The organism is Bradyrhizobium niftali (assembly GCF_004571025.1).
GTDB lineage: Bacteria > Pseudomonadota > Alphaproteobacteria > Rhizobiales > Xanthobacteraceae > Bradyrhizobium > Bradyrhizobium niftali.
In genome coordinates this window covers 83,552-108,526 of the sequence record NZ_SPQT01000009.1, presented here as the reverse complement: position 1 = coordinate 108,526, position 24,975 = coordinate 83,552, and the positions used below count along the sequence as shown (strand labels likewise).

Below are 24,975 nucleotides of genomic sequence, written 5' to 3'. Positions count from 1 at the left end.
TGACCGCTCGCCGATGCTAGCCTAACGCCTCGAGCACCAGCTCCATGGTCATCAACACAGGGTTGTCGCCACGGATCAGACGGCCCTCTGCAATGCCGCCGGTGTAGTCGATCAGGGCGATTTCGAGCGCTGCTTCCAACGCGCCGGAATCACCTGGCGCTATGCTTCCCGCCGTTATCGCGAGCTCCGTCGCAAACGGCTCGGTCACGCCGCCATGGGTGAAGCGCGCGCCGATGGTCGAGCCGACACCGCCATGGATTTTCGCGCGCGAAATGCCTTGCTCGCGGCAGAATGCTTCGAGACAGAAAGCAAAATCCTGATTGGGCCGCAGCCGCAGCGCGAACGCGCGGCTCGAGGTGCGCGCAGCGCCGCTTGCAGTCACCACCGGCCCGAACAGCTTGAAGTTCGTCTCCGGATCAGGCTCGGCGGTGAACATCGCGCCATCAATGCCGAAGGCTTCGAGCTCGAACGGCTCGGCGACGACAGTCTCGTCCGGCAGCATATGGCCGCCGCTTGGCCTGCCGTCCGCCTCGGTCCACAGCCCGTGGCAATGAAAGAACGGCGCGCCGTCGCGCATGCCGAGCGTCATGCTGCCGAGCTTCGTGCGGGTCACGCCCTTGGGCCGGAACGTCTCGCTGTAGAACGCGGCGTTCTCGCCGGTCTTCGACAGCGCCGGCATCACATAGGCGAACGGTCCGAGCGTGCCACGGCCAAAATTCAGCACGCCGCTCGCAAAACCTTCCGCCGCAAAGCCGCGGCGCGCGGCCTCCAGCAGCGGCACGCCTGCCTCAAGCGTGAACGTGAAGGCGCGTCCCCTCGCCTCCACCCATTGGATGCGTTCTGCGCTCGCTGCGCCCGGCTGCCTGATGCTGCGCATGACCTTCGCTCAGCCTGTTTTCGTCTTGTCGAGGTCGAGCAATCCGCGCGCCTCGAGTTCGTCCCGGACCATGCGCTTCGGCACCTTGCCATAGCCGGACTTCGGCAGCGCCTCCCAGAAGAAGAACCGCTTCGGCATCTTGTAGCGCGGTACCTTCGGACCGAGGAACGCCGCCATCTCCGCTTCGCTCACCGGCTTCGCTCCCTCACGCGCAACACACACGGCCACGCCGACCTCGCCCCAGGTCGCATCGGGCACGCCGAGCACGGCGACCTCGCCGACCGCAGGATGCGTCAGGATCTTCTCCTCGATCTCGCGCGGATAGATGTTGGAGCCGCCGGAGATGTACATGTCGGAGGCACGGCCGGTGATGTAGACGAACCCCTCCTCGTCCATGTGGCCGAGATCGCCGGTGCGGAACCAGCCGTTGCGGAACGCCTTCGCATTGGCCTCGGGGTTGTCGTAATAGCCGGCGAGCACCGCAGGACCGATCACGCAGATCTCGCCACTCTGGTTCGCCCCGAGCTCGCGGCCCTCGTCGTCCTGGATCGAGACCTGCATACCGGTGCGCTCGAAGCCGCAAGTGCCGATCTTCCCATGCGGGCCGTCCTCGGGGTCGTGCAGCGCCGCCGGCAGCACGGTGATGTTGCCGGTGACCTCGCCCAATCCAAAATACTGCACGATGACCTTGCCGAGCTTCTTCAGCGCGGCCTTCTGGTCCTCGCGATACATCGGCGCGCCGGCATAGATCACGTGACGCAGCGAGGAGTGATCGTATTTGTCGGCGGCGGGATGCTCGACCATCATCTTCAGGATCGTCGGCACGGTGAAGAGATTGCTGACCCGATGCTCCTCGATCAGGCGGAACGCCTCGTCGATGTCGAACTTCTCGGTCGGCAGCAGCACGGTGCGTACGCCGCGCGCGGTCTGCACCAATTGATGCACGCCGGCGCCATGCGAGAGCGGCGCTACCACCAGCGAGGCATCCTCCTCGGTGACGCCCGGTGTCAGGTCTGCGAGATGGTTGGTGACGACAAAGCCCATCTGGCCGTGGGTCAGCACCGCGGCCTTGGAGCGGCCCGTGGTGCCGGAGGTGAAGAAGAACCAGCAGGGATCATCGTGCTCGACAGCGACGTTCTCGACCACGCGCCCCGCCTGCGACGCGATGGCATCTGCAACCGACGTCTCGCCGAACGCGCCCTTGCCGTCAATGCTCCAGGTGAACGCGAGCGCGCCGCCCTTCACGGCCGCCGCGTGCTCGGGAAAATCGACATGGCACAGAAACGCCTTCGCGCCGGAGGCCTGCGCGAGATAGGAGACCTCGTCCGGCATCAGGCGGAAATTGGTCGGCACCCAGACCGCACCGAGCCGGAACGCCGCGAACATCGAGAAGAACATCTCGTCGCCATTCTTGGAATGGACCAGGATGCGGTCGCCCTTGGCGATGCCGCGCGCGGCGAGCGCCGCCGCCAGCGCCGAGACCTGCGCGTCGATCTCGCGCCAGGTCCAGGACTTGTCACCCCAGACGAAGCCGGGACGCGATCCATGCCGCCGCGCATTCTGGGTCAGCATGTGAGCGAGATTCATGATGCGGCGGGACATGCGCAGGGGCTGCATGGGGCTTCCTCTTCGACGGCGGACGGCGCGCAAGCCGCCCGCTCCTTGCAGCCCATTTATCGCCAACGCCCGCACCGCCGCAAGGCCGCCGGCCGCGCACCTGCTCTACGGCTGCTTGAACGCGAACGGCGCCGCCGTGATCGCCTTCTCCTTGACGCAGGCCTGCGCGCCAAAACCGCCGCAATAGCTGCCATGCAGATCGAACCGGACGGTGCGCGCGGCGCCGCGCTTGGTCGGCGGCGCCACGATCTTGTAGCTGCGGACATAGCCGTCGAACACGGGGCGCACGCTGCCGTCCGGCAGCGTCACCAGGATGTTCATGACGCAGCCGCCGGTCCCGCAATAGGTGGTCTCGCGGTCGCCGCATTTGGTGTCGCGGAAATCGACGATGTAGTCGTCGCGGCCGTCGCCTGTCAGGTCGATCCTGCGCACCGTGTCCGGCGCAAAGGTTACCGCACCACCGTTCTGGCTGTCGCATTCCTCATTGGCGTAGTGCAGCGCCTTCTGCACACCGGCTGGATAGTCGGCCGGGTTGAACGGTCTTGCGTCGTCGGCGCGCGCAGCGGTGACGAGCAGAGCGAGCAGGAGGATGAAACAGCGCATGCGCATTTGTCGCCGACGCAGCCGCAACCGTTCAGGGAATTTTAAACATGATCGGCGCAACCTCAGCCAGTTCTCGCGTACAGAGTGCCGCATCATGGTCAAAGCGCCCGCCTTCCTCCTGCTATCGCTGGCGCTTGCCGGATGTGCCGTGGCGCCGCAGGCGCATCTCGCTTCCGATCCCGCCTTCAAGCCTGCGCGCTATGCCTGGGATGGTGCGGGCGAGGATCCCAACCAGCCGCGGTCCGTCCCGGGACCATCGCGCGCAACGCGATCCGCCACAGCATCCGAACACAACAGATCGCAAGCAGGCCTTCAGCCCTATTCGAAGGAATGGTGGCAGGCGCAGGACGGCATCGAGGCCGAGCAGGACGCCAGGGTCAACCGCTCCCTCGTCATCTGCCAGGGCTGCCTCCGCCAGCAGCCGCAGCCCGAGGATGCGCGGCTGGCCAAAGCGACCGATTGAACCGAACGGCCGCTCCATCAGTCTACAGCGATACGCGCTGACGCCGGCCGCTCAGGCCTATCGTCGCGCGCCATCACCTCAGGGACATTTCATGCTCACCCGCCGGACCTTCGTCGTCGCCTCTCTGCTTGCCGGTACCTCCCCGGCATTTGCCGTCGTGCCCGCTCCCAGCGATCCCGTCGCCGTCCTGACCGCGATCTACACGCGCGCGGCCAAGGGCAAGGGCGATGGCGGCGGTGCCTTCGTCATCGAGAACAAGGCTGCCAAGGCGAAATATCTCTCGAAGGCGCTGGTTGCGCTGTGGGCCAAGGCGGATGCGCATACGCCCAAGGGCGACGTCGGACCGGTCGATTTCGATCCCGTCACCAATTCGCAGGAACCGGACGTGAAGTCGTTCAAGGTTGACGCCGAGAAGATGGAGGCCGACAAGGCGACACTTGCGGTGACCATCGCCGGCCACCGCAATGACCGCAAACCCGCCGACCTGATCGTGCGTTACGACTTCGTGCGCGAGGCCGGTAGGTGGCGGATCGACGACATCAAGGGTTCCTCCGACGGCGAAGCCTGGTCGATCCGCAAGATGCTGACGGACTCGCTGAAGAGCTGACCGGAGACGACATGAGCGACGTCATCAACAACAAGGCCGATCACCGCTATGAACTGGAGGTGGAGGGCCATCTTGCGACCGAACATTACAAGCTCGACGGCAACGTCATCACGTTCGAGCACACGGATGTTCCGAAAGAGCTCGGCGGCAAGGGCGTCGGCTCGAAGCTGGTGCAAGGTGCGCTCGACCAGGTCCGAGCAGCCGGCTTGAAGCTGATCCCGCAATGCCCGTTCGTCAAAGCGTGGATCGAGAAGCACCCGGACTATCAGGACCTCGTGAAAGGATGAGCGAGCGCCGGCCCGCCGATCGCGCGGCGGGCCTGCCGAAATCCGCAGCCTATTGCCCGTGCTTCAGCATATCCTGGTCACTCAGATCCCAGTCCTGCCACAGCTGCAGCACGCCGAGGAGCACCGCTGCCGCTCCGAGACCGGTATGGTAGACCCGGAGAAAACCTTCGCCGGAATAGCCGAGCACTAAGGGCGAGACGATGAGCCACAGCCCGACCAGGATCGTCGCCACCTCCTGCCAGCGCTGCAAGGCGACATATTCGAGCTGACTGAGGCCGAATACGACGAGGCCGACTGCGACCGTGTTCAGGACCATCGTCTCGTGTCCGGTGGTGATGCGATCCTGGATGGGGAACCACGGCGACGCAGCAATCAACGCGCCGAGCAGCATCCCGCACCAGTCTTCCCATGTTCGATGAGTATTCAAGAAACCAAAGTCCGACATCGTAACCTCCTACAAGAGAGGCATACGTCTGCGGCTGGCTATCACGACACTCCGAATGTCTGGCGACCGTGCCGGCCGCATTCGGGCGTATGTCCTTCTCAAGGACGTGGGAACCGCCGCGGAACTTGCAAGAGCAGGGTCAGGAAATATTAGGGTCCGGCAACTCCCTTGAACCTCCCTTGGCCGCGCTTGCCAAGTGCCGGGTCGGGCTCCTAGATCGGCAAGCAATACGCACTTCGGAAGGAGCTTGCATGGCGGCATCGGTACGCGACAACAAGGACAGGAGCCGCTTCGAGCTCGATATCGGCAGCGAGGTCGCCTTCGCCAGCTACCGGCTGACCCCGTCGGCGGTGATCATCACCCATACCGAGACGCCACGCGCGCTGCGCGGCCGCGGCATCGCTTCCGAACTGGTCAAGGGCGCCCTGGACCTGATCCGCCGCGACGGCAGGAAGGTGATCGCCGGCTGCGGCTTCGTCGTCGACTATCTCGACAAGCATCCGGAGGATGCGGACCTCGTTGCCTGAACGCAAAAGGGCCCGCGATCCCGCGGGCCCTTGGTTGCGTCCGAACGATCGATCAGTGCTTGATCTCCGGCGGCAGCTTGCCGCCATTGGCGGCGAGCTTGGACATCACCTGCTTGTGCAGCCAGACGTTCATGCTCGCGGAGTCGTTCATGTCACCGGTGTAGCCGAGCTCCTTGGCGAGATCTTTGCGCGCGGCAAGGCTCGAATCGATGTCGAGCGCCTTCATGAGGTCGACGATCGAAGTGCGCCACTCGAGCTTCTCCTTCTGGGCTGCCACTAGCTTGTCGACGATGGCTGCGACGTCCACCGTTGCCATCGGCGCTGCGGCCGGTGCCGATCCGGCCGGCGCGGCGCTTGCGGGCGCGCTGCCCGACGGTGCGCTGCCTGCGGGTGCGGCGGAAGCCGGATGGCTACCGAAGATCGCGCCCATAATTTTCCCGAAAATGCTCATGTCTGCTCCCCGAAAAGGATCCCGTTGGAAGGCCTTGAGTGGCACTTATAGACGAAGTCTCTGCGTTGCGCCCGCGGAGTTCTGCGAACCGACAACCAGCATCAGCTTATCTGCGGCGAAATGACGACCGAATGACACCGTCGAAGTTGCGGTGCGGTATCGAATCTCACCCAGGCGTGAGGGACAGGACTCGGAATTGGGAGTACGCTTCCCGTTCAGTTCGCGATGCCGTCCGGAATTCGCGTCTGGTCGGGATCGCGATCATCCAAGAATAGCGGCCGCTTGCGCCGTTTGCCGGCGCCGGATTCGGCTGCATGGCAAGGGAGCTAGCGACCATGGCCACACTCTACCAGGGCAATGTCCCTACAATGGCCCCGCCCGCTAATGCGGCGGGACCAACCATCCGGACCATCCAACTGTCCGACCTGCATGACGCGCTGAGGCGCGGCTGGGAGGATTTCAAGGCAGTTCCGAGCCACGCCATCGTCCTGTGCGTGATCTACCCGGTGCTGGGCCTCGTGCTCGCCCGCGTGGTGATGGGCTATTCAGTCCTGCCGCTGCTGTTTCCACTCGCCGCTGGCTTCGCCTTGATCGGGCCCTTCGCGGCCTTGGGTCTCTATGAGCTCTCGAGCCGGCGCGAACGCTATGAAGAGGCCAGCGCCTGGGATGCCATGGAGGTGCTGCGCTCGCCTTCGTTCGGTGCCATGCTCGGTCTCGGCACATTGCTGCTCGCCCTGTTCGTGAGCTGGGTTGCAACCGCACAGGCGATCTATGTCGCAGCCTTCGGCTATGAGGGCGTGACCGGGATCTCGGATTTCATCACGCGCGTGCTAACCACCCGGCAGGGCTGGTGGCTGATCGTGGTCGGCTGCGGCACCGGATTCCTATTCGCGCTCGCCGCGCTCTGCATCAGCGCCGTGTCCTTCCCCCTGATGCTCGACCGCCATGCCGGTGCGTTCGAGGCGATGGTCACCTCGCTGCGCGTTGTCGCCAGGAACCCGGTGCCGATGGCGGCCTGGGGCCTGATCGTGGCGGTGCTGCTAGCGCTCGGCACGATCCCGGCGTTCGTCGGCCTCGCCGTGGTGATCCCCCTGCTCGGGCATTCCACCTGGCATCTGTACCGCAAGGTGATCGCATCCGATCCCGGTGCGCGGCCTGTGCCGCCTCCGCCGCATCGTCCGCGCAAGCCCGCCGCCGACTTCCCCGCCAACCTCTTCCCGTGGCGGAATCGGACGGACGCTTAACGATCGCGTGACATCCGGTCCTGCCCGGCTCCGGGCAGGACCGGGCTCGTCATGCGCCTTGCTTTGGCCGCGGTTCCGACCGAGATTGCGCCCCGCCGGTCAGATCACTTCACGGAATCCATTTCATCTGATGACCCCGACGATTTCTCGTCTTGCTCTCGCAGCCTTAGCCCTCTCCGCGTCAATCCTATCCGCCGAACCCGCGCTCGCCGCCGTTGCCTGCGGTTCGGGCAATTTCGACGCATGGCTTGCGGACTTCAAAACCGACGCCGCGGCGAAAGGCATCTCGCAGCAGGCCATTGCCGCCGGTCTCGCCGGCGTGACGCTCGATCAGAGCGTGCTCAACCGCGACCGCTCGCAGAAGGTCTTCACCCAGACCTTCGAGGAGTTTTCCGGCCGCATGGTGCCACCGCGCATGACGCGCGGCTCCAACATGATGAAGCAATACGGCTCGGTGCTGTCCCGCATCGAACAGACCTATGGCGTCCCAGGCGAGGTGCTGGTCGCGATCTGGGGTCTCGAGACCGATTTCGGCGTCAACACCGGCAAGTTCGCAACCATCCGTTCATTGGCGACGCTGGCCTATGACTGTCGGCGCGCCGAGCAGTTTCGCGGCGAACTGTTGGACGCGCTGCGCATCGTCCAGCGCGGCGATCTCGCACCCGCCGACATGAAGGGCGCCTGGGCGGGCGAGCTCGGCCAGACCCAGTTCATGCCCTCGTCCTGGATGAAATACGCCGTCGATTTCGACGGCAATGGCAAGCGCGATCTCCTGCACAACGCGCCCGACGTGCTCGCCTCCACCGCCAATTATCTCGCCGGCTATGGCTGGCAGCGCGGCAAGGATTGGCAGCCGGGCAGCCCGAATTTCGCGGTGCTGCAGCAGTGGAACAAGAGCGAGGTCTATTCCAAGACCGTCGCCTATTTCGCCACCCAGCTCGCGCGCGCCCCTTAAGATCCCGCGCACAAAAGCGTAGGGCCGATCGCCCGGCGACCGGCCCTCTCTTGAAGCGTTTACTTACCCATGGTGGCGTGCATCGCCTTGTTCAGATGCGCGCCGCACGCACCCATTTTGCCGTTGAGCAGCGAGTCCTGCGCAGCCGCGATCTCCTTCTGCGCCACGAACTTGCCGTCGCCGTCGGGCATGTTCTCGATCGCGGTCTCCGTCTTCTCCAGGTTGGCCGAGCTGCAGCCGCCCATGGCGTGCTTGGCGGCCTGGGCCGGTGCGACGGCGAACGCGACGGCGGCAATGGCGATAACCCCGAGTAACTTCGTCATGATGTTACTTTCCTTCTCTTGTTCTTGGGACAGCTCCAGCGAGATTGCCGGAATCTGCGCCACGACTTTGCTGCCGACGCGGCAACTTGCCGCAATAAATTCCCCGCGAGAATTGCGTGATGTTGCGCGCCGCGCAGAGCCGCATGCGAAAATTCTGATTTTCATTACAACCTTGTAATCAAGTACTTACACCCTGGGCGTGTGTGCACCGCACCAACGACGACCGCGCCCGACTCCCGGCGATCGGCCCGCGATATCTGGCTTCGCGCAAGCAGCTTCAGTGGCCCTTCCTAAGCGAGCCGAGCGAATCGCCTCTCCCTCCTCACGCCGACGAGCTCCCTCAGGCCGGCGGAACCCGTTCCATATTATGAATTTATATTCATTTCCAAATTTCCTGATTCATGCGATTCGCGCATGCGAGACTTGGGCTTACAAGCTGCCGCGTCGTCTTGCAGGTCGCGAGAATGCACCTTATTTCCATCACCATCGGAACCGCAGATTCTTTCATAAATCCGTGATTTCACGGGCTTTTATTGTGATCTGCAACATCTAACGCCCAGCTGTTGGGCGGGACTGCCAAGAGGTTAATCGCCCCTTACCGATGCTATGCGTTCTTCGCTTAGCTGCATCGCAACATCGGAACTTTCGCACTGCACCACTCTCACCTATATTCATTTCAACGATGAGGCCCGGGCAAGGGCTGAATCGAACTACAGGAGACTACCAATGCTGCTCTCGCTCATCCGCATGATCCAGGCTTTCCGGGACTATCAGCGCAATGTTGCCGAGCTGTCCCAGCTCAGCGATCGCGAACTGGCCGACATCGGCCTCGATCGCTCGGACATCCCGCGCGTTGCCGCCGGTCAGTATCAGGGCTGATATCGTTCAGCCCTTCACCGGACGAACCGATAGCGCCCGCCTCGTGCGGGCGTTGTCGTTCCTGAAGGCAGAAAACTCGATCTCGGCGATTCCACTGACCGCCGAAAAGCGCTACCTGTCCGCCCCATGACAGGACCCCATTCCAACATTGTGCACGTGATCGGCGCGGGCCTTGCCGGCTCGGAAGCCGCCTGGCAGCTGGCCAAATCCGGCGTGCCCGTGGTGCTGCACGAGATGCGGCCCGACCGCATGACCGAGGCGCACCGCACCGACGGGCTCGCCGAACTCGTCTGCTCCAATTCGTTCCGCTCGGACGACGCCGCCAACAACGCCGTCGGCCTGCTGCATGCGGAGATGCGCCGCCTCGGCTCGCTGATCATGCGCGCGGCCGATGCCAACCAGGTGCCCGCCGGCGGCGCGCTGGCGGTCGATCGTGACGGTTTTTCGGCGGCCGTCACCAAGGCGCTGAACGAGCATCCCCTGATCGAGATCGCCCGCGGCGAGATCGCAGGCCTGCCGCCGGCCGACTGGAGCAACGTCATCGTTGCGACCGGCCCCCTCACCTCCGCGCCCCTTGCCGACGCCATCCGCGAATTGACCGACGAGAACGCACTCGCCTTCTTCGACGCGATCGCGCCGATCGTGCATCGCGAATCCATCGACATGTCGGTCGCGTGGTTCCAGTCGCGCTACGACAAGGTCGGCCCTGGCGGCAACGGCGCCGACTACATCAACTGCCCGATGACCAAGGAGCAGTATGACGGCTTCGTCGCCGCGCTGATCGCCGGCGAGAAGACCGAGTTCAAGGAGTGGGAGACCAACACGCCCTATTTCGACGGCTGCCTGCCGATCGAGGTGATGGCGGAGCGCGGCCCCGAGACGCTGCGCCATGGTCCGATGAAGCCGGTCGGCCTCACCAATCCACACGATCCCACGACGAAAGCCTACGCGATCGTGCAGCTGCGCCAGGACAACAAGCTCGGCACGCTCTACAACATCGTCGGCTTCCAGACGAAGCTGAAATACGGCGAGCAGCAGCGCATCTTCCGCACCATTCCCGGGCTGGAGAAGGCCGAATTCGCCCGCCTCGGCGGCCTGCATCGCAATACCTTCCTCAACTCGCCCAAACTGCTCGACGGCCAGCTGCGGCTGCGTGCGCAGCCGCGGCTGCGCTTTGCCGGCCAGATGACGGGCTGCGAGGGCTATGTGGAGTCCGCCAGCGTCGGCCTGATCGCCGGTCTCTACGCGGCGGCCGATGCCCGTGGCGAGACACTGGCGAGCCCGCCTGCTACGACCGCGCTGGGATCGCTGCTCGGCCACATCACCGGCGGCCATATCGAGACCATCGAGCCCGGCACGCGCTCGTTCCAGCCGATGAACATCAATTTCGGCCTGTTCCCGCCGCTTGCGAGCGCTCCGACGAAGAAGCCCGACGGCACGCGCCTGCGCGGCAACGAGAAGACGGTGGCCAAGAAGCAGGCGATGAGTGCACTGGCGCTCGCCGATCTCGATCGCTGGATCGCCGATCACCTGCGCATCGCCGCAGCCGCGTGAGTTGTCGATGAGCCTCCCCAAAGACGACGCCGCGACGCTCTCGGCGCGATGGACCGAGGGCGTCCTGCTCAAGCGCGACGTGTTCTCGACCGTCGAGCGCGGCCGCTTTCGTGCCGGCAACGGCGAGGTCGATGCGGTGCTGCGCCGGCTGGATGAGGTGCCGTGGTGGTCGTTTCTGCTGGCCCGCCACCTGTTCGCGCGCGAGAAGCATGCGCTCGCCCTCGCCAAGGGCCTGAATGTCGGTCCCGAGCTGCTGTGGGCCGGACGCCGGGCTCTGGTGCGCGGCTTCGTCGACGGCGTCGCGCTGCACCTGGCCAAACCGCATGGCGACCTCGCCTATTTCCGCTCGGCCAAGGCGGCGCTGCGCCGGCTCCGCCGCGCCGGCATCTGCCACAACGACCTTGCCAAGGAGCAGAACTGGCTGGTCGGCCGCGACGGCCACGCCTATGTGACCGACTTCCAGCTCGCCGCCTGCTTTGCACGCCGCGGCCGGCTCTATCGCATCCTCGCCTATGAGGACCTGCGGCACCTGCTCAAGCACAAGCGTTCCTACGCGCCCGAGGCGCTGACGCCGCGCGAGCGCAAGATCCTGGCGAAGAAATCATTTGCCGCGAGCCTGTGGCTCGCCACCGGCAAGAAGGTCTACCGGGCGATCACGCGCGGTCTGTTCAACTTCACCGACCGCGAGGGCGGCGGCCGCAGGCTCGTCAACGACGCGCCTGTGCTGGCGGAGCTGATCCGCAAGAATCCCGCCGTGCGCGACACCGCCATCGTCGCCTTTGCCGACCGCCGCTCCGGCGTCGGGCTCTATGCCTTCGTCGAGGCCGATCTGGCCACGCTTGAAGGCGAGCTTCGGAGCGAGCTTTCGGCCGCCAAGGGTCCAAAGCCGCCGGAACACATCCAGGTGGTGCATGCATTGCCGCGCGACACCAGCGGCAAGCCGCGCACCGAGATCCTGCAACTGGTCGCCATGAACCAGCTCGACCTGATCGAGCCGATGATGAAGAACGACCAGGACCGCGCTTTCCTCAAGGACATCCTGGAGCAGCGCAAGAACCTGCGCGACCGCTTCAATTTCGAGGCGGACCTGCCGGCGGGCTGACGGACGACGCGCGCCTTGAAGCGTCCACATTGGCGATAGAGAAGCGATCGGATCATTCGGGCGGCAGGTCATGGGCATTCGGGGGATGATGATGCATCGTGTGGTTGGCGGCGTGATCGCTGGCCTTCTCCTGTTCGCAGCCGCGCCCGCGATGGCCGAATCCCCGGCCGAGCTGATCTCCAGCTTTCGCCTCAAGAACGGTGAAGTCCGCGTCGTCCGCGATTCAACCCTCGACCGCATCGCCATGGACCAGGCGCGCGCGATGGCGGCGAAGGACGACCTCAGCCACGACGCTCTCGGACCGTTCAACCGCCGCGTCGCACCGGCCGGCGCGGGGCGCGCAGCCGAGAACATCGCCTATGGCTACGACAATTTCGAGAAGACGCTCGGCCAGTGGATCGACTCGTCCGGGCATCGCAAGAACCTCTTGCTGCACAACGCCTCCCGCGTCGGCATTGCAAGCGCCAAAACTTCCAGCGGCAAGCGCACCTATTGGGCCATGGTGATCGCGGGCGACTACGAGCCGAAGGGCAAGAGCAAAGGCAAGAAGGACAAGGAACCGCTGGTTGCCGTGAAGCGCGAGGCCGCGCCCGCGAAGAAGCCAAAATCCAGCGAGTGCCACATCAAGCTGCTCAGCCTCTGCATCTGAGACGAGACGCTGCGCGGCAAGCACCGTTGCGCGCGCTTCTGCGGCCAGCCAATATGGCCCCGCCGCTGTCTTGGACCAATTCGAGGCGATCAATGGCCAAAAAATACACCGCTCAATGCGCCTGTGGCGCCATCAAGTTCGAATTCGACACCGATCCGTCCTTCATCGCCAATTGTCATTGCAACGACTGCAAGCGCGCCTCAGGCGGCGAGATGGCAACTTTCTTTGCCGTGCCGGAGGATGACTTCACGCTTCTCAACGGCAAGCCGAAGGCCTTTCACTACGTCGCGAACTCCGGCAAAGGCCTCGACCGAAACTTCTGCCCCGAATGCGGCTCGCGGGTGTTCAGCTCGAACCTCGACAGTTTCCCCAAAACGGTCTTCGTTCAGTTGGGAAGCCTCGACCGGCCCGACCTGGTCGCGCCGAAGCTCGAGATGTTCACCAAGCGTCGCATGTCCTGGAATACGCCGCTCCACCTGCCGCAGTTCGAAGAGATGCCGCATTGACGCGGCCAAAGCACGAGAGCCCCATTTGATCGACATCGACCGAATACGCGCCGACACACCGGCTGCTGAGCGGCTGGCGTATCTCCACAACGCGGGCGCGGCTCTCATGCCGGCCGCCGTCGTCGCGGCAATGAAGGGGCATATCGACCTCGAGAGCGAGATCGGAGGCTATGCCGCCGCCGACCGCGAGGCGCGCCGGCTTGATTCAGTCTACGGCTCGGTAGGCCGCCTGCTGAATGCCGCGCCCGATGAGATCGCGCTTCTGGAGAACGCGACAATTGCCTGGCAGATGGCGTTCTATGCGCTTTCATTCCGCAAAGGCGATCGCATCCTGACCGCCGAGGCGGAGTACGCAGCCAACTATGTCGCGTTTCTTCAGGTCGCCAGGCGCACAGGCGCGGTCATCGAGGTCGTGCCGAGCGATCCCCGCGGGGAGCTCGACATCCACGCGCTCGAACGCATGATCGACGAGCGCGTGAAGCTGATCGCCATCACCTGGGTTCCGACCAATGGCGGGCTGGTCAACCCCGCCGCGGCCGTCGGCAAGATCGCGCGGGCGCACGGCATTCCCTATCTGCTCGACGCCTGCCAGGCGGTCGGCCAGATGGCGGTCGACGTCGAAGCCATCGGCTGCGACATGCTGTCGGCGACGGGGCGCAAATTCCTGCGCGGCCCGCGCGGCACCGGCTTTCTCTATGTCCGCCGCGAGCTGCTGCAACGGCTCGAGCCGCCGATGATCGATCACTTCGCGGCGCCCTGGGTCTCGCGTGACCAATATCGCCTCCGCGACGATGCGCGCCGTTTCGAGACCTGGGAGAACAACTACGCAGCGCGGCTCGGGCTCGGCGCTGCCGTCGACTACGCGCTCGATATCGGCATGGGGGCTATCGAGCAGCGCTGCCGCCTGCTGGCGGACCGCCTTCGGGGCGGACTCGCCTCCGTTCGCGGCATCACAATTCGCGACCTCGGACGCACACCAGGCGCCATCGTCAGCTTCACGATGGACGGATATGAGGCGGACGCGATTGTCGGCAGTGCCGCTGCCGCCGGCATCACCATCGGTGCTTCACATCCGTCGAGCACCCGCATTGACGCAGAGATCCGGGCGCTGCCGCCGCTCGTGCGCGCCTCCCCGCACTACTACAACACCGAAGCCGAGATCGACCGGCTGATCGGCCACCTCGCGGGCCTGACGCCGCGATAACGGGACGGCCGCGCGCTCAGGTGCAGCGCGCGCTCAATCCGGATGCACTGAGCCTCGCCATGACCTCGTCGAGATGGGCGCTGTCGCGGGTCTCGATCACGAGCTGCAGCAGCGTCGCCTTGGCCGGCAGGTCGGAGAAGGTCCGCTGATGCGAGACCTCGATGATGTTGGCGCCAGCCTCGGCCAGCAGCGCAGCCACTGCGGCCAATTGGCCGGGCCGGTCGGGGATATCGAGCGACAGCTGGGTCAGCCGCCCCTCGCGCGCCAGTTCGCGGGTCAGGACGGAGGCGATCAGCCGCGTGTCGATATTGCCGCCGCTCAGCACCAGGCCGACCTTCTGGCCGGCAAAGCGGGACGGATCGGACATCAGCGCGGCGAGGCCGGCGGCGCCGGCGCCCTCGACGACCGTCTTCTCGATCGAGATCAGGGTCGCGAGCGCGCGCTCGAGCTCGGCCTCGTTGACGAGCGCGATGTCGTCGACGAGGCGCCGGACGATTTCAGTCGTGATCTTGCCCGGCGATTTCACCGCGATGCCCTCGGCGAGCGTATCGCCGCGCGCGGGCAGATTGCCGTCATGGATGGCATTGTACATCGAGGGATAGAGCCAGGCCTCGACGCCCAGAATCCGCAGCGATGGCTTGATCGATTTCGCGGCAATGCCGATGCCGCTGATCAGGCCGCCGCCGCCGATCGGGACGACCAGCGTGTCGAGCTCCGGCACCGCCTTCAACATCTCCAGCCCGACGGTGCCCTGCCCCGCGATGACAAGCGGATCGTCGTAAGGGTGGACGAAGATCATGCCGTGAGCTTCGCCGTGGCTACGCGCGAACGCGGCCGCCTCCTCCAGCGTTGCGCCCGTCACCACCACCTCCGCGCCGTGGTGCTTCGTGTTCTCGACCTTCACCATGGGCGTGCCGACCGGCATCACGATGGTGGCGGGAATGCCGAGCCGCCTGGCGTGATAGGCGACGCCCTGCGCGTGGTTGCCCGCCGACATGGCGATGACGCCGCGTGCACGCTCCTCCGGGGTCAGTGCCGTGAGGCGGTTGAGCGCGCCGCGCTCCTTGAACGAGGAGGTGAACTGGAGGTTCTCGAATTTGAGCCAGATGTCGCAGCCGCAGATATTGCTCAGCGTGCGGCTGTAGCTACAGGGCGTCTCGACGACGGCACCCCGGATGGTCTCGGCGGCCGCGTGAATGTCGCTAGGCGCGACCGGAAGGCCGCTGAGATCGGAGGAATTGGTTTGGGACAAGTCAGCCATGGGACAGCATAGAGCATTTGCCCGGCGCGGGCGACAAGCCAACCGCTATTTGGTAAATTCCCGGGAACGTGAAGCCCGCCACAGCGTCCACAGCGTGCGCAGCCGCGACGAAGGCTGCGGCGTGAACGGATTGCGTCCCGGACGCGACAGGCGCTTCAGATCGGCCTGCGCCTGGCTCAGCGGCAGGAACGCCGGCCGCATTGACGACGGCAGCTGCGCGAGCAGCGACGAGGCCGTCGTCACATGCTGCCGGGCTTCACCCGCAAGCTGTTCGAGCACCGCATGGAGACTGGGCGTCTCCTTGCTGGCGAACACATCCTCGATGTTGCAATTGTGGCTCGCCAGCACCTGCTGCGGCAGGAACAGCTGCCGGTGCGCGGCATCGCGCGGCAGATTGGCGATGACCTGCACGATGCCCTGCGCCAGCCCGGCATGACGGGCAAGATGCTCGACCGCATCCGACGGCGGCCCCATGATCCGCGCAGCGAGGGCGAACAACGCCGAACAGGTCGCAGCCAGATAGCCTTCCAGCGCCGCCATGGTCGGCATCGGATCGTTGTAGAGATCGAACTGGTGCTCGTCGGCGAGCAGCGACAGCGGCTCGACCGGCAGGTCGAAATCGCGGATCGCGCGCAGCAGCTCGGCCGCCACCGGATTGCCCTCGGCGCTGCCATGGACATGGCCGGAGAGCATGTCGGTCCACCATTGCAGGCGGATTTCGCCGGGCAAGGGCTGGCTCACCTGGTCGCGGACCCGGACGATCTCGACATTGAAGGCATAGAGCGCGAGCAGCGCACGGCGCTCGGCGGCGGGTGCGAACAGGGTCGCGACATAGCGCGGAAAGTCGTGGCTGCGCACGAGATCGGCGCAGAAGGCGACGGAATCGGGCGGAGGTGCAGCGCTGCTCATGGCACGGCGATCAGCGCGGCCGCAACGCGGCGTCGTTCGCCGATCATGATGTTGTAGGTACGCACGGCCGGGCCGGTCTGCATGGTGTCCAGCACCACCCTCACCGCCTTCAGGGCCTGCCGCAGCGCCGGCGGCGGCAGCCAGACCCCGGTTCCGGTGCCGATCAGGAGCGTGTCGATGCTGTTGGCGGCCGCGAAGACCCGATCCAGCGAATAGCGATCGATCTTCGCGGGGTCCGTCACATCCCAGGCCCAGATCGCATCGGGCAGACAGAGCAGCGATCCCCGGTGCGACATGCCGGCAAAGGCGAAGCCGCCCTTGCCATAGGCCTCGATCGGCGCCGAGCGCGGAAAATGCGGTGCGTTGGGATCGCCGGTCATGAGCTTGGTCCGAATGGGCTTACTGCCCTCGCAAACGCGTGCGAGGGCGTGCGGTTCGGATCATGCCTTGTTTTTCTTCGCCGGCGTAGCCGTATCGGGCGCATCTTCGCGATGCTCGCCGACGCCGAGATAGATCAGGATCGGCGCCGCGATGAAGATCGAGGTGTAGGTGCCGACCAGCACCACGCCGAACATCATCACCGCGGTGAAGCTGTGGATGGCGTGACCGCCAAACAGGAGGAGCGCCAGCAACGCCAGCGTCACCGTGACGTGGGTGATGATCGAGCGCGACAGCGTCGAGTTGATGGACTCGTTGAGCAGCTGCGGCATCGGCATCTTCTTGTAACGCCGCAGCATTTCTCGGATACGGTCGTAGATGACGACGGTGTCGTTGAGCGAATAGCCGAGAATGGTGAGCAGCGCGGCGATGCTGGTCAGGTCGAAATCGACCTGGCTGATCGACATGAAGCCGATCGTGAGCACGATGTCGTGCACGTTGGCGATCATGGCGCCGAGCGCGAACTGCCATTCGAAGCGGAACCAGAGATAGATCAGGATCGCGACGATCGCGAGCATCAGGCCGAGCATGCCGTAGGCCAAGAGCTCACCGGCGACGCGCGGACCGAGCACCTCGACGCGGCGGTACTCGATGGAATCGCCGAGCGCGGTACGGACCTTCTGCACGGCCGCCTGCTGGGCGGTATCGCCGCCCGGCTGCTCCGCGACGCGGATCAGGACGTTCTCGGGCCCGCCGAATTGCTGGAGCTGGACCTCGCCCAGACGCAAGCCATCCAGCGTCGTGCGCATCGCCGCGATGTCGGCGGCGCCGGACTTGGCCCGCACCTCCAGCAACGTGCCGCCCTTGAAGTCGATACCGAGGTTCAGGCCGTGGGTGAAGAACAGCGTGATGGCGACGATCGACAGCGCCGCCGAGATCGGGAAGCTGATACGGCGGAATCGCGTGAAGTCGAAATGCGTGTTGTCCGGGACGATGCGCAACGACGGCAGCAAGCCGAGGGCCGCGACCACGGTGAGAATGGCGATGAGGACGCCGAGCCCGATGAGAACGGTGTGATTCACAATCAGGCTCCTAGATCGGCACGCTCTGCGGCCGCTTCCACCGCACCCACCCGGCGACGATCAGCCGGGTCAGGGTGAAGGCGGTGAACACCGTGGTGATGATGCCGATACCGAGCGTCACGGCGAAGCCGCGCACCGGGCCGGTGCCGATGTAGAACAACACCGCGGCGGCAATGAAGGTGGTGATGTTGGAATCGAGGATGGTCGCGAGCGCCCGCTTGAAGCCGGCATCGATCGCCGAGATCGCGTTGCGGCCGCCGCGCAGCTCCTCGCGGATGCGCTCGTAGATCAGCACGTTGGAGTCCACAGCGATGCCGACGGTGAGCACGATACCGGCGATGCCGGGCAGCGTCAGCGTGGCGTTGAGCAGCGACAACAGGCCGAAGATCATGGCGACGTTGATGGCCACCGCGATGTTGGCGAACACCCCGAACAGGCGATAGGTCACCAGCATGAAGATGATGACCAGGATCGAGCCGACGTAAGCCGCAAGCTCGCCCTTCTCGATCGAGTCCTGGCCGAGGCCCGGACCGACGGTGCGCTCCTCGACAACCGTCAGCGGCGCCGGCAGCGCGCCGGCGCGCAGGAGGATCGCGAGATCGTTGGCCGATTGCACGGTGAAATTGCCGGAAATCTGGCCCTGGCCGCCGGTGATCGGCTCGCGGATGACGGGCGCCGAGATCACCTTGTTGTCGAGCACGATGGCGAAGGGCAGCCCCACGTTCTCTTGCGTCGCCTGCGAGAACTTGCGTGCGCCAGATGTGTTGAACTTGAAGCTGACGACCGGCTCACCGGTGCGCTGGTCGAAGCTCGCCTGGGCGTCGGTCAGATCGCCGCCGGCGACCAGCACCTGCTTCTTGACCACGTAAGGCGTGGGCGGTGGCGAGGCGCTCATCAGGAGATCGGATTCCGGCGGCAACCTGCCCTGCTGCGCCTGATCCGGCGGCACGGAGGTGTCGACCATGCGGAATTCCATCTTCGCGGTCTTGCCCAGCAGTTCCTTCAGGCGGGTCGGGTCCTGAAGACCGGGGACCTGCACCAGGATGCGGTCGTTGCCCTGGCGCTGGATGACGGGCTCGACGGTGCCGAGCTCGTTGACGCGGCGCTCGACGATCTGGATCGATTGCTCGATCGTCTTGCGCATGCGGTCGAGCATCGCGGCCTGCGGGATGCTCAGGCGGATAACGCCGCCACCGGCGTCGGTCACTTCAAGGTCGCGCTGACCGCTGGAGCCCATCAGACCGCCGAGCGGCTGGGACAATTCGCGCAGCTTGGCGAGCGCCGGCTGGACGTCGGTTTCCTTGGTGATGCGAACCTCGGCCGCGTCGTTGCGCACGGTGACGCCGCCGGTGAACCCGATCTTGGCGTCGCGCAGCGTCCGGCGAACGTCATCGCGGACCTGGTCCAGCCTCTCCTTCTTCACATAGTTGGAATCGACCTCGAGCAGCAGATAGGAGCCGCCCTGGAGGTCGAGGCCGAGCACGAGCCGGCGCTGCGCCCAGGCGGGCCAGGTCTTGACCTGCGCCTCGGGGAAGAAGTTCGGGACCGCGCAGAGGCACACGATCAGCGCCGTCAGGATAATCCCGAGCGCTCTCCACCGCGTGAAATACAACATCGACTGGACCTGTCAGATCAGGAGACTTGAGATGCTCGCGGAAGCGATCACTTCGACGCGGCGTCGTCCTTGGCGGCTTCCTTCGCGCTATCCTTGGCCGGCTCACCCTTGGCGCGCACGCCGGAGATCATCTGGCGCATCTGCCGTACGCGGACGCCATCGGAAATCTCGAACTCGATCTGGTCGTCGTCGACGACCTTGGTGACCTTGCCGACGAGGCCGCCCGAGGTCACGACGGTGTCGCCGCGACGGATGTTCTTCACGAGGTCGGCGTGGTCACGGACCTTCTTCTGCTGCGGACGCAGAATCAGGAAGTACATGATCACGAAGATCAGGGCGAACGGCAGCAGCGACATCAACATGCTGTTGGTGTCGCCGGCGCCCGCGGCCTGGGCATACGCAGGGGTAATCAGCATTCGGACGATCCTCGTGACAACGGGGGAAGGCCGGTCAGGCCCTCAAAGGCGACCGGCTCGGTCAAATTCGCGCGGACTATAGCGGCCACCGCCCCAATTGCAACGCTGCCAGACCGCCCTTTTGGCCACCTTGCGGCGCGCCGTCAGGCCCGATAAGGCTGCATTCTCAGGAACTTCGGACATGCCCAAAAAACCAAGCAAAAGCCCGGCCGGCAAAGGCCCCCGTACCCCTGCCAGGAAGCCTGCCCGCGTCGCGGCAAAACGCCCCACGGCAGCCGCCAAGGCAATCAGCAAGGCAGCCCCAGACCTCACCCAGGAGCGGATCGTCCGCGCCCTCGAGACCATTGCGGCGCACCTTTCCGCCCAGGGCAATCCGGCCGCCGAACCCGAATCGTTCGAGCGGGCGGACGCCTATGTCTGGCACCCCGACGAACGCCTCTCGGCGGTACCGCGGGTCAGCCGCGTCGAGCTGTTCCTCCTCAAGGGCGTCGACCGGATGCGCGACATCCTGATGGAAAACACCGAGCGCTTCGCAGGCGGCCTGCCCGCCAACAACGCCCTGCTCTGGGGCGCGCGCGGCATGGGCAAGTCGTCGCTGGTGAAGGCCGCGCATGCCAGCATCAATGCGGACCGCAAGCCGGCCGACAAATTGAAGCTGATCGAGATCCACCGCGAGGACATCGAGACTTTGCCCGCGCTGATGGAACAGCTGCGCGCCTCGTCCTTCCGCTTCATCGTGTTCTGCGACGACCTCTCCTTCGACGGCAATGACGCCTCGTACAAATCGCTCAAGGCCGTGCTCGAAGGCGGCATCGAGGGCCGGCCCGAGAACGTCATCCTCTACGCCACCTCCAACCGCCGCCACCTGCTGGCGCGCGAGATGATCGAGAACGAGCGCTCGACCGCGATCAATCCCGGCGAAGCGGTCGAGGAGAAGGTGTCGCTGTCGGATCGCTTCGGCCTCTGGCTCGGCTTCCACCGCTGCAGCCAGGACGAATATCTCGCCATGGTGCGCGGCTATTGCGGCCATTTCGGCATCAAGATGGACGATGAGGCGCTGGAGCGCGAGGCGCTGGAATGGTCGACGACGCGCGGCTCGCGCTCGGGCCGCGTCGCCTGGCAGTTCGTGCAGGAGCTTGCGGGACGGCTGGGTGTGAAGCTGGCGGGGAAGTAAGGCGCGAAAACTCGCGCCCCAAACCCAACTGTCATTCCCCGCGCAGGCGGGGAATCCAGTACGCCGCGGCTTCTCAGTATCGCGTCACTGCCTCTGGGATACTCGTCATTGCGAGCGTAGCGAAGCAATCCAGAATCTTTCCGCGGAGGGACTCTGGATTGCTTCGCTGCGCTCGCAATGACAGCGGGACGGCCTCACCCCTCGCTCAAACACCTCCGCATCTCCCCGACCGCACGATGCGTCAGGCCAACGACCCTGGGGTCGATCGGCAGATGCTGCGACGACAGCTTCGCGATCACGATCTGGTTCGCGCGATCGACGAACAGATTCTGTCCATGGATTCCCATCGCAAACAGCATCCCCGGCTGGTCGTGGACGACGTACCAGCCGCTGCGATAGCTCATGGTACGGCCGCCAAAACCTGCCGCGAATTCGCCCTGCGCCCAGGCCGCGCGGTCGCCATCTTCAGCGATGTCGTCGAGCCATGCGCGCGGAATGATCTGGCGGCCGTCGAGATGCCCGCCGGCGAGCATTAGTTGTCCCACACGCGCGAAGTCGCGCAGCGTCGCGCAGATCCCGCCGGTGCAGCGTGGCAGTCCATCGCGATCGACGGCAAGGAAGGCGCGATCCTCGGCGCCCATCGGCTGCCACAGACGCTCGCTTATGAGCGAGGCAAAGGACTGCCCGGTGGCGCGCTCGATCGCCCATCCCAGCAGATCGGTGTTGGCGGAGACGTAGCGGAACGGCCCGCTGTGCGGTCGCGGCGCGACGTCGAGACCGCGAAAGAAATCCGATAAGCCGATCGGCGTCTCGGTTGCCGCAAGCGGCTCCCAGTTGGTCGCGATCGCATAGGCCCTCGCCTGCCGCTCGTCGAGCACGACGCCTGCGCGCATGTCGAGGAGATGCCGCAGCGTCGCATGCGCGTAGGCGGTCGCGGCGATCTCGGGCACGTATGCCGACACCGGCGCGTCGATGTCGAGCGTGCCTTCGCCGGCGAGAATCCCCGCGATCAGCCCGACGATCGACTTGCTCGCGGACATGATGATGTGCGGCGTGTGCGGTGTCAGGCCGTGGCGATAGCTCTCGTGAACGATGCATCCACGATGCAGGACGACGAGCCCGTCCGTATCCGTCGCCTTGAGGACATCGTCGAACCCAAGCGGGCCGCCGCTGCCATCGGCGAGGCCAAAGCGCTCGAACGCGAACGGCTTTTGCGGAAGAGGCATCGGCTGCGACGACGCGGCGATATCGGCGACCGGCAGCAGGCGCGGCACGTTGCGAAAGGCCCAGCGGCTGTGGGGCGAGCTTCGCCAGTTCGAGAGGTCGGCGGCTTCAGGCTCGGATGTGTCTGACATCCCCTGCGGGTCTCCCAGTTGATCTTGCTGACGAGCAGACTATCTCTCCCAATCCGGACGATCTATCATCGATCGACCTGATTTGATGCGAGATCGTCCGGAATGGACCCCTTGAGCCAGACCATCGCCCTGCTCCGGCCCCGCGGGCTGCTTTGGAAGCAGCTGGAGGCGCGCGGCCCCTGGGCGGCGCGCTTTCCGAGCCATACGGGTGCAGCGTTTTGCCTGATCGAAAGCGGCCGCTGCACTTTTGGCTATCCCGGCCGGGACCAGCGCGAGCTCAGCGATGGCGATTTCGTCTTTCTTGCCGCCCCGCCTGTCTGGAGCTTGCAGACCGGTGCTGATGTCGCGCCGGTGGACTTTACGAGGCCGAACACGCCGACCGACTTCCACGCTCACCAGGTCGGCACGAACGATGCTGGCCCACTGCTCCGGTTGCTCGGCGGTCACTTCCGCTTCGACGACACCAACATCGCGCTCGGCCGCCGCGTGCTGCCCGACATCGTTGCCATCAACGCCGCGGATCCCGCTGCCGCGCGATTGCAAGGCGTGCTCGATGCCATTGCCTATGAAGCCCGGTCGCAGCGGCCGGGACGTGCACTCGCACTCGACCGGTTGCTCGAACTGCTGCTGGTCGAGGTGATCCGGAACGATGGGTCCTGGACCTCAGAGATGCGGCCCGGTCTACTCGCCGGCCTCGCCGATCCCCGGCTCGCGCTGGCGCTGAACGCGGTTCATGCCGAGGTGAAGCGGAGCTGGACCGTTGCGCAACTGGCTGACATCGCCGGCATGTCGCGCTCGGTGTTTGCCGATCGCTTTGCCCGCATCGTTGGGCTTGCGCCCATCGACTATCTCACGGAATGGCGGATGGCGATCGCAAAGGACATGCTGCGCGCAGGCGAAGCGCGCTTGGCGGAAGTGGCGTTCGAATGCGGCTATCAGTCCACAAGCGCGTTCAGCACGGCATTCGCGCGATCGGTGGGTTGCCCACCGTCGCGCTTTGCCGACCTTCAACGATCCGGCGTTGCGGCTTCCCCGCTCACGCCCCGTTCAGGAATTGAAGCGGGTCAACCGGATTAGATCCTTTACGGATCTCGAAGTGGAGCTGCGGCGACGCCACCTCCCCGGATTGACCCGACTTGGCAATGACCTGACCGCGCTTGATGGTATCGCCGCGCTTCACCAACAGCTCACTCGCATGGGCATATGCGGTGACGTAGCCGTTGGAGTGCCGAACCAGGACCAGATTGCCGTACCCTTTCAGCTCGTTGCCGGAATAAGCGACGACGCCGTCTTCAGCCGCCTTGACCGGCGTACCCTCGGGCACCGCGAGATTGATGCCGTCATTGGACTTGCCGTTGGTCTTGGCGCCGTAGCTCGTGACCACCTTGCCGCGCACCGGCCAACGGAAGGTCGGCAGCGCGCCGGTGGCCTCCGCAGCCTTCGCCGGCGTCTCGGCGGGCTTCTCTTCGACATTGGCCGTGGCCTGGGCCAGGCGCGCGCTCTGCACCGGCGCGGCGGCGGCCATCTTCATCGCGGGCGCCGGAGCGGCCGCGACGGGCTGCAACGTACCTGCAACCGGAGCAGCCGCGACCGGCGCAGCAGCAACTGGCGCTGCGACAGCGGCGGTCTTTGCACCCGGCACGGTCAGCCTGGTTCCGAGCTTGAGCTTGGCGGACGGATCGAGGCCGTTGGCGCGGGCCAGCTCAGCCGCCGAGATATGGTTCTTGCGGGCGATGCTGGCGAGCGTGTCGCCGTGGTTGACGAAGTGCGTGCTCGGCGGCGCGGCAACGGCCGCAACCGGCTTGGCTGCCGGCGCCATCGCGGGAGCCGCTGCGACGGGAGCCAGCGCCGGCGCAGGTGCAGCCGCGGTCGCGCCCGGATGCGGGATGATCAGCTGCTGGCCGGGCGAGAGCGTGCGCGGACCCTTGTAGCCGTTGGCGGCGAGGATCGCCTGCGGCGTGACGTGATAGCGCTTGGCGAGCACGTCGAGCGTGTCGCTGGTGCCGACGATGATCTTGGTCCCACCGGCCGGCTGGGCGGCCGCGACCGAGCGCGACGGCACGGTGGCCGTGGTCTCCAGACGCGGCTGCGCCGGGGGCGCGTAGGAGCCGACGCCACGCCCGCCACCGGACACCCCGCCACCCGCCGCAACGGGATAGGATTGCGGCGCGGACACCGCGGGCGGCGGCAAGGGCTGCGACTGATAATAACCGGGCTGCGTCTGCGGCCGAGAATATTGCGGCAGCTCACGCTGCGGTGGCTGCGCCTGCTGCACCGAACCGGTCGATTCAGTCGAGAAGGGATTGGAGAAGTTCGACTGGGACAGCCGCGACGACATGTCGGCGCTGCACCCTGCGAAGCTAACGGAGATCAGCGCCAGCACCGCGACCTGCGGTACGCGGCGCGAGTAAAGCAACTCGGCGACGACAGACATGGTTACTCACTCGTACGCAACAGAACTGGTCTTTTAAGTAAACACGCGCCGAGTAAAT

28 protein-coding genes are annotated in these 24,975 nt (G+C 65.4%); 14 read left to right on the top strand and 14 right to left on the bottom strand.

Annotation, left to right across the window (positions count from 1 at the left end; all coding sequences use genetic code 11):
• Positions 1-16 precede the first annotated feature (16 nt).
• From E4K65_RS17900 to E4K65_RS17890, 3 genes are all read right to left on the bottom strand, one after another.
• Positions 17-877: a PCC domain-containing protein gene (locus E4K65_RS17900; RefSeq protein WP_135175289.1), complete on the bottom strand. Its 861-nt coding sequence runs from the start codon at positions 875-877 to the stop codon at positions 17-19.
• 9 nt (positions 878-886) lie between these two features.
• Positions 887-2,494 (bottom strand): acyl-CoA synthetase, encoded by a 1,608-nt coding sequence (locus tag E4K65_RS17895; RefSeq protein ID WP_167770906.1) that lies wholly within the window; start codon positions 2,492-2,494, stop codon positions 887-889.
• A 105-nt stretch (positions 2,495-2,599) separates the two neighbouring features.
• Positions 2,600-3,097, bottom strand: coding sequence for a hypothetical protein (locus E4K65_RS17890; protein ID WP_167770905.1), 498 nt, complete (start codon positions 3,095-3,097; stop codon positions 2,600-2,602).
• A 94-nt stretch (positions 3,098-3,191) separates the two neighbouring features.
• Here E4K65_RS17890 and E4K65_RS47310 point away from each other — a divergent pair, with 94 nt between their 5' ends.
• The 3 genes from E4K65_RS47310 to E4K65_RS17875 all read left to right on the top strand — a co-directional run bounded on the left by E4K65_RS47310 (position 3,192) and on the right by E4K65_RS17875 (position 4,454).
• Positions 3,192-3,560, top strand: coding sequence for a hypothetical protein (locus E4K65_RS47310; RefSeq protein ID WP_167770904.1), 369 nt, complete (start codon positions 3,192-3,194; stop codon positions 3,558-3,560).
• Between the two features lie 91 nt (positions 3,561-3,651).
• Complete coding sequence (locus tag E4K65_RS17880; protein WP_135175286.1) at positions 3,652-4,167, top strand: DUF3828 domain-containing protein; 516 nt, start codon at positions 3,652-3,654, stop codon at positions 4,165-4,167.
• An 11-nt stretch (positions 4,168-4,178) separates the two neighbouring features.
• Positions 4,179-4,454 carry a GNAT family N-acetyltransferase gene (locus E4K65_RS17875; protein ID WP_135175285.1) on the top strand — a complete coding sequence of 92 codons (276 nt, stop codon included), beginning with the start codon at positions 4,179-4,181 and terminating at the stop codon, positions 4,452-4,454.
• A 49-nt stretch (positions 4,455-4,503) separates the two neighbouring features.
• On the opposite strand, the gene E4K65_RS17870 is transcribed toward E4K65_RS17875, so the two are convergent.
• Complete coding sequence (locus E4K65_RS17870) at positions 4,504-4,899, bottom strand: SPW repeat protein (protein WP_135175284.1); 396 nt, start codon at positions 4,897-4,899, stop codon at positions 4,504-4,506.
• 251 nt (positions 4,900-5,150) lie between these two features.
• Between E4K65_RS17870 and E4K65_RS17865 the strand changes: the two genes are divergently transcribed.
• Positions 5,151-5,426: a GNAT family N-acetyltransferase gene (locus tag E4K65_RS17865; protein ID WP_135175283.1), complete on the top strand. Its 276-nt coding sequence runs from the start codon at positions 5,151-5,153 to the stop codon at positions 5,424-5,426.
• A 52-nt stretch (positions 5,427-5,478) separates the two neighbouring features.
• Here the strand turns inward: E4K65_RS17865 and E4K65_RS17860 are convergent, their stop codons facing one another.
• Positions 5,479-5,877: a DUF3597 domain-containing protein gene (locus E4K65_RS17860; RefSeq protein ID WP_027546617.1), complete on the bottom strand. Its 399-nt coding sequence runs from the start codon at positions 5,875-5,877 to the stop codon at positions 5,479-5,481.
• A 335-nt stretch (positions 5,878-6,212) separates the two neighbouring features.
• Between E4K65_RS17860 and E4K65_RS17855 the strand changes: the two genes are divergently transcribed.
• Positions 6,213-7,121, top strand: a complete 909-nt coding sequence (locus tag E4K65_RS17855; RefSeq protein ID WP_167770903.1) for a DUF2189 domain-containing protein — start codon at positions 6,213-6,215, stop codon at positions 7,119-7,121.
• Positions 7,122-7,251: 130 nt separating this feature from the next.
• Positions 7,252-8,076: a lytic murein transglycosylase gene (locus E4K65_RS17850; RefSeq protein ID WP_135175280.1), complete on the top strand. Its 825-nt coding sequence runs from the start codon at positions 7,252-7,254 to the stop codon at positions 8,074-8,076.
• A 59-nt stretch (positions 8,077-8,135) separates the two neighbouring features.
• Here the strand turns inward: E4K65_RS17850 and E4K65_RS17845 are convergent, their stop codons facing one another.
• Positions 8,136-8,462: a hypothetical protein gene (locus E4K65_RS17845; RefSeq protein ID WP_167770926.1), complete on the bottom strand. Its 327-nt coding sequence runs from the start codon at positions 8,460-8,462 to the stop codon at positions 8,136-8,138.
• Between the two features lie 663 nt (positions 8,463-9,125).
• Here E4K65_RS17845 and E4K65_RS17840 point away from each other — a divergent pair.
• The 6 genes from E4K65_RS17840 to E4K65_RS17815 all read left to right on the top strand — a co-directional run bounded on the left by E4K65_RS17840 (position 9,126) and on the right by E4K65_RS17815 (position 14,293).
• Positions 9,126-9,278 (top strand): DUF1127 domain-containing protein, encoded by a 153-nt coding sequence (locus tag E4K65_RS17840; protein WP_007590701.1) that lies wholly within the window; start codon positions 9,126-9,128, stop codon positions 9,276-9,278.
• Positions 9,279-9,404: 126 nt separating this feature from the next.
• Positions 9,405-10,832 (top strand): methylenetetrahydrofolate--tRNA-(uracil(54)-C(5))-methyltransferase (FADH(2)-oxidizing) TrmFO, encoded by a 1,428-nt coding sequence (trmFO, locus tag E4K65_RS17835; protein WP_135175278.1) that lies wholly within the window; start codon positions 9,405-9,407, stop codon positions 10,830-10,832.
• A 7-nt stretch (positions 10,833-10,839) separates the two neighbouring features.
• Positions 10,840-11,934 (top strand): serine/threonine protein kinase, encoded by a 1,095-nt coding sequence (locus tag E4K65_RS17830; RefSeq protein WP_167770902.1) that lies wholly within the window; start codon positions 10,840-10,842, stop codon positions 11,932-11,934.
• Positions 11,935-12,025: 91 nt separating this feature from the next.
• On the top strand, positions 12,026-12,583 hold the full coding sequence (locus tag E4K65_RS17825; protein WP_167770901.1) for a CAP domain-containing protein: 558 nt from the start codon (positions 12,026-12,028) through the stop codon (positions 12,581-12,583).
• A gap of 92 nt (positions 12,584-12,675) precedes the next feature.
• Positions 12,676-13,089, top strand: a complete 414-nt coding sequence (locus E4K65_RS17820; RefSeq protein ID WP_135175275.1) for a GFA family protein — start codon at positions 12,676-12,678, stop codon at positions 13,087-13,089.
• Between the two features lie 25 nt (positions 13,090-13,114).
• A complete protein-coding gene (locus tag E4K65_RS17815; protein ID WP_135175274.1) occupies positions 13,115-14,293 on the top strand; it encodes an aminotransferase class V-fold PLP-dependent enzyme in 1,179 nt (392 codons plus the stop codon).
• 16 nt (positions 14,294-14,309) lie between these two features.
• Here E4K65_RS17815 and E4K65_RS17810 read toward each other — a convergent pair whose 3' ends face one another.
• From E4K65_RS17810 to yajC, 6 genes are read right to left on the bottom strand one after another with little or no spacing between them, the layout of a single operon-like run.
• Entirely contained in the window at positions 14,310-15,554 is a 1,245-nt protein-coding gene (locus tag E4K65_RS17810; RefSeq protein WP_135175273.1) for a threonine ammonia-lyase, read from the bottom strand.
• A gap of 45 nt (positions 15,555-15,599) precedes the next feature.
• Positions 15,600-16,463: a phytoene/squalene synthase family protein gene (locus tag E4K65_RS17805; RefSeq protein WP_135175272.1), complete on the bottom strand. Its 864-nt coding sequence runs from the start codon at positions 16,461-16,463 to the stop codon at positions 15,600-15,602.
• A complete protein-coding gene (locus tag E4K65_RS17800) occupies positions 16,460-16,843 on the bottom strand; it encodes an Mth938-like domain-containing protein (protein WP_027546606.1) in 384 nt (127 codons plus the stop codon). Before E4K65_RS17800 ends, E4K65_RS17805 begins: the two co-directional genes overlap by 4 nt.
• Positions 16,844-16,903: 60 nt before the next feature.
• Positions 16,904-17,923: a protein translocase subunit SecF gene (gene secF, locus E4K65_RS17795; protein ID WP_027546605.1), complete on the bottom strand. Its 1,020-nt coding sequence runs from the start codon at positions 17,921-17,923 to the stop codon at positions 16,904-16,906.
• 10 nt (positions 17,924-17,933) lie between these two features.
• Entirely contained in the window at positions 17,934-19,538 is a 1,605-nt protein-coding gene (secD, locus tag E4K65_RS17790) for a protein translocase subunit SecD (protein ID WP_135175271.1), read from the bottom strand.
• A gap of 47 nt (positions 19,539-19,585) precedes the next feature.
• On the bottom strand, positions 19,586-19,954 hold the full coding sequence (gene yajC, locus E4K65_RS17785) for a preprotein translocase subunit YajC (protein WP_135175270.1): 369 nt from the start codon (positions 19,952-19,954) through the stop codon (positions 19,586-19,588).
• 181 nt (positions 19,955-20,135) lie between these two features.
• Here yajC and E4K65_RS17780 point away from each other — a divergent pair, with 181 nt between their 5' ends.
• Positions 20,136-21,128 carry an ATP-binding protein gene (locus E4K65_RS17780; RefSeq protein ID WP_135175269.1) on the top strand — a complete coding sequence of 331 codons (993 nt, stop codon included), beginning with the start codon at positions 20,136-20,138 and terminating at the stop codon, positions 21,126-21,128.
• Between the two features lie 194 nt (positions 21,129-21,322).
• Here E4K65_RS17780 and E4K65_RS17775 read toward each other — a convergent pair whose 3' ends face one another.
• Positions 21,323-22,483, bottom strand: a complete 1,161-nt coding sequence (locus E4K65_RS17775) for a serine hydrolase domain-containing protein (RefSeq protein WP_135175268.1) — start codon at positions 22,481-22,483, stop codon at positions 21,323-21,325.
• Positions 22,484-22,585: 102 nt separating this feature from the next.
• On the opposite strand from E4K65_RS17775, the gene E4K65_RS17770 reads away from it, so the two are divergent.
• Complete coding sequence (locus E4K65_RS17770; protein WP_135175267.1) at positions 22,586-23,560, top strand: AraC family transcriptional regulator; 975 nt, start codon at positions 22,586-22,588, stop codon at positions 23,558-23,560.
• Here E4K65_RS17770 and E4K65_RS17765 read toward each other — a convergent pair.
• Positions 23,520-24,917, bottom strand: a complete 1,398-nt coding sequence (locus E4K65_RS17765; protein ID WP_135175266.1) for a LysM peptidoglycan-binding domain-containing M23 family metallopeptidase — start codon at positions 24,915-24,917, stop codon at positions 23,520-23,522. The two genes, E4K65_RS17770 and E4K65_RS17765, sit on opposite strands and share 41 nt — an antisense overlap.
• Between the last annotated feature and the right edge of the window lie 58 nt (positions 24,918-24,975).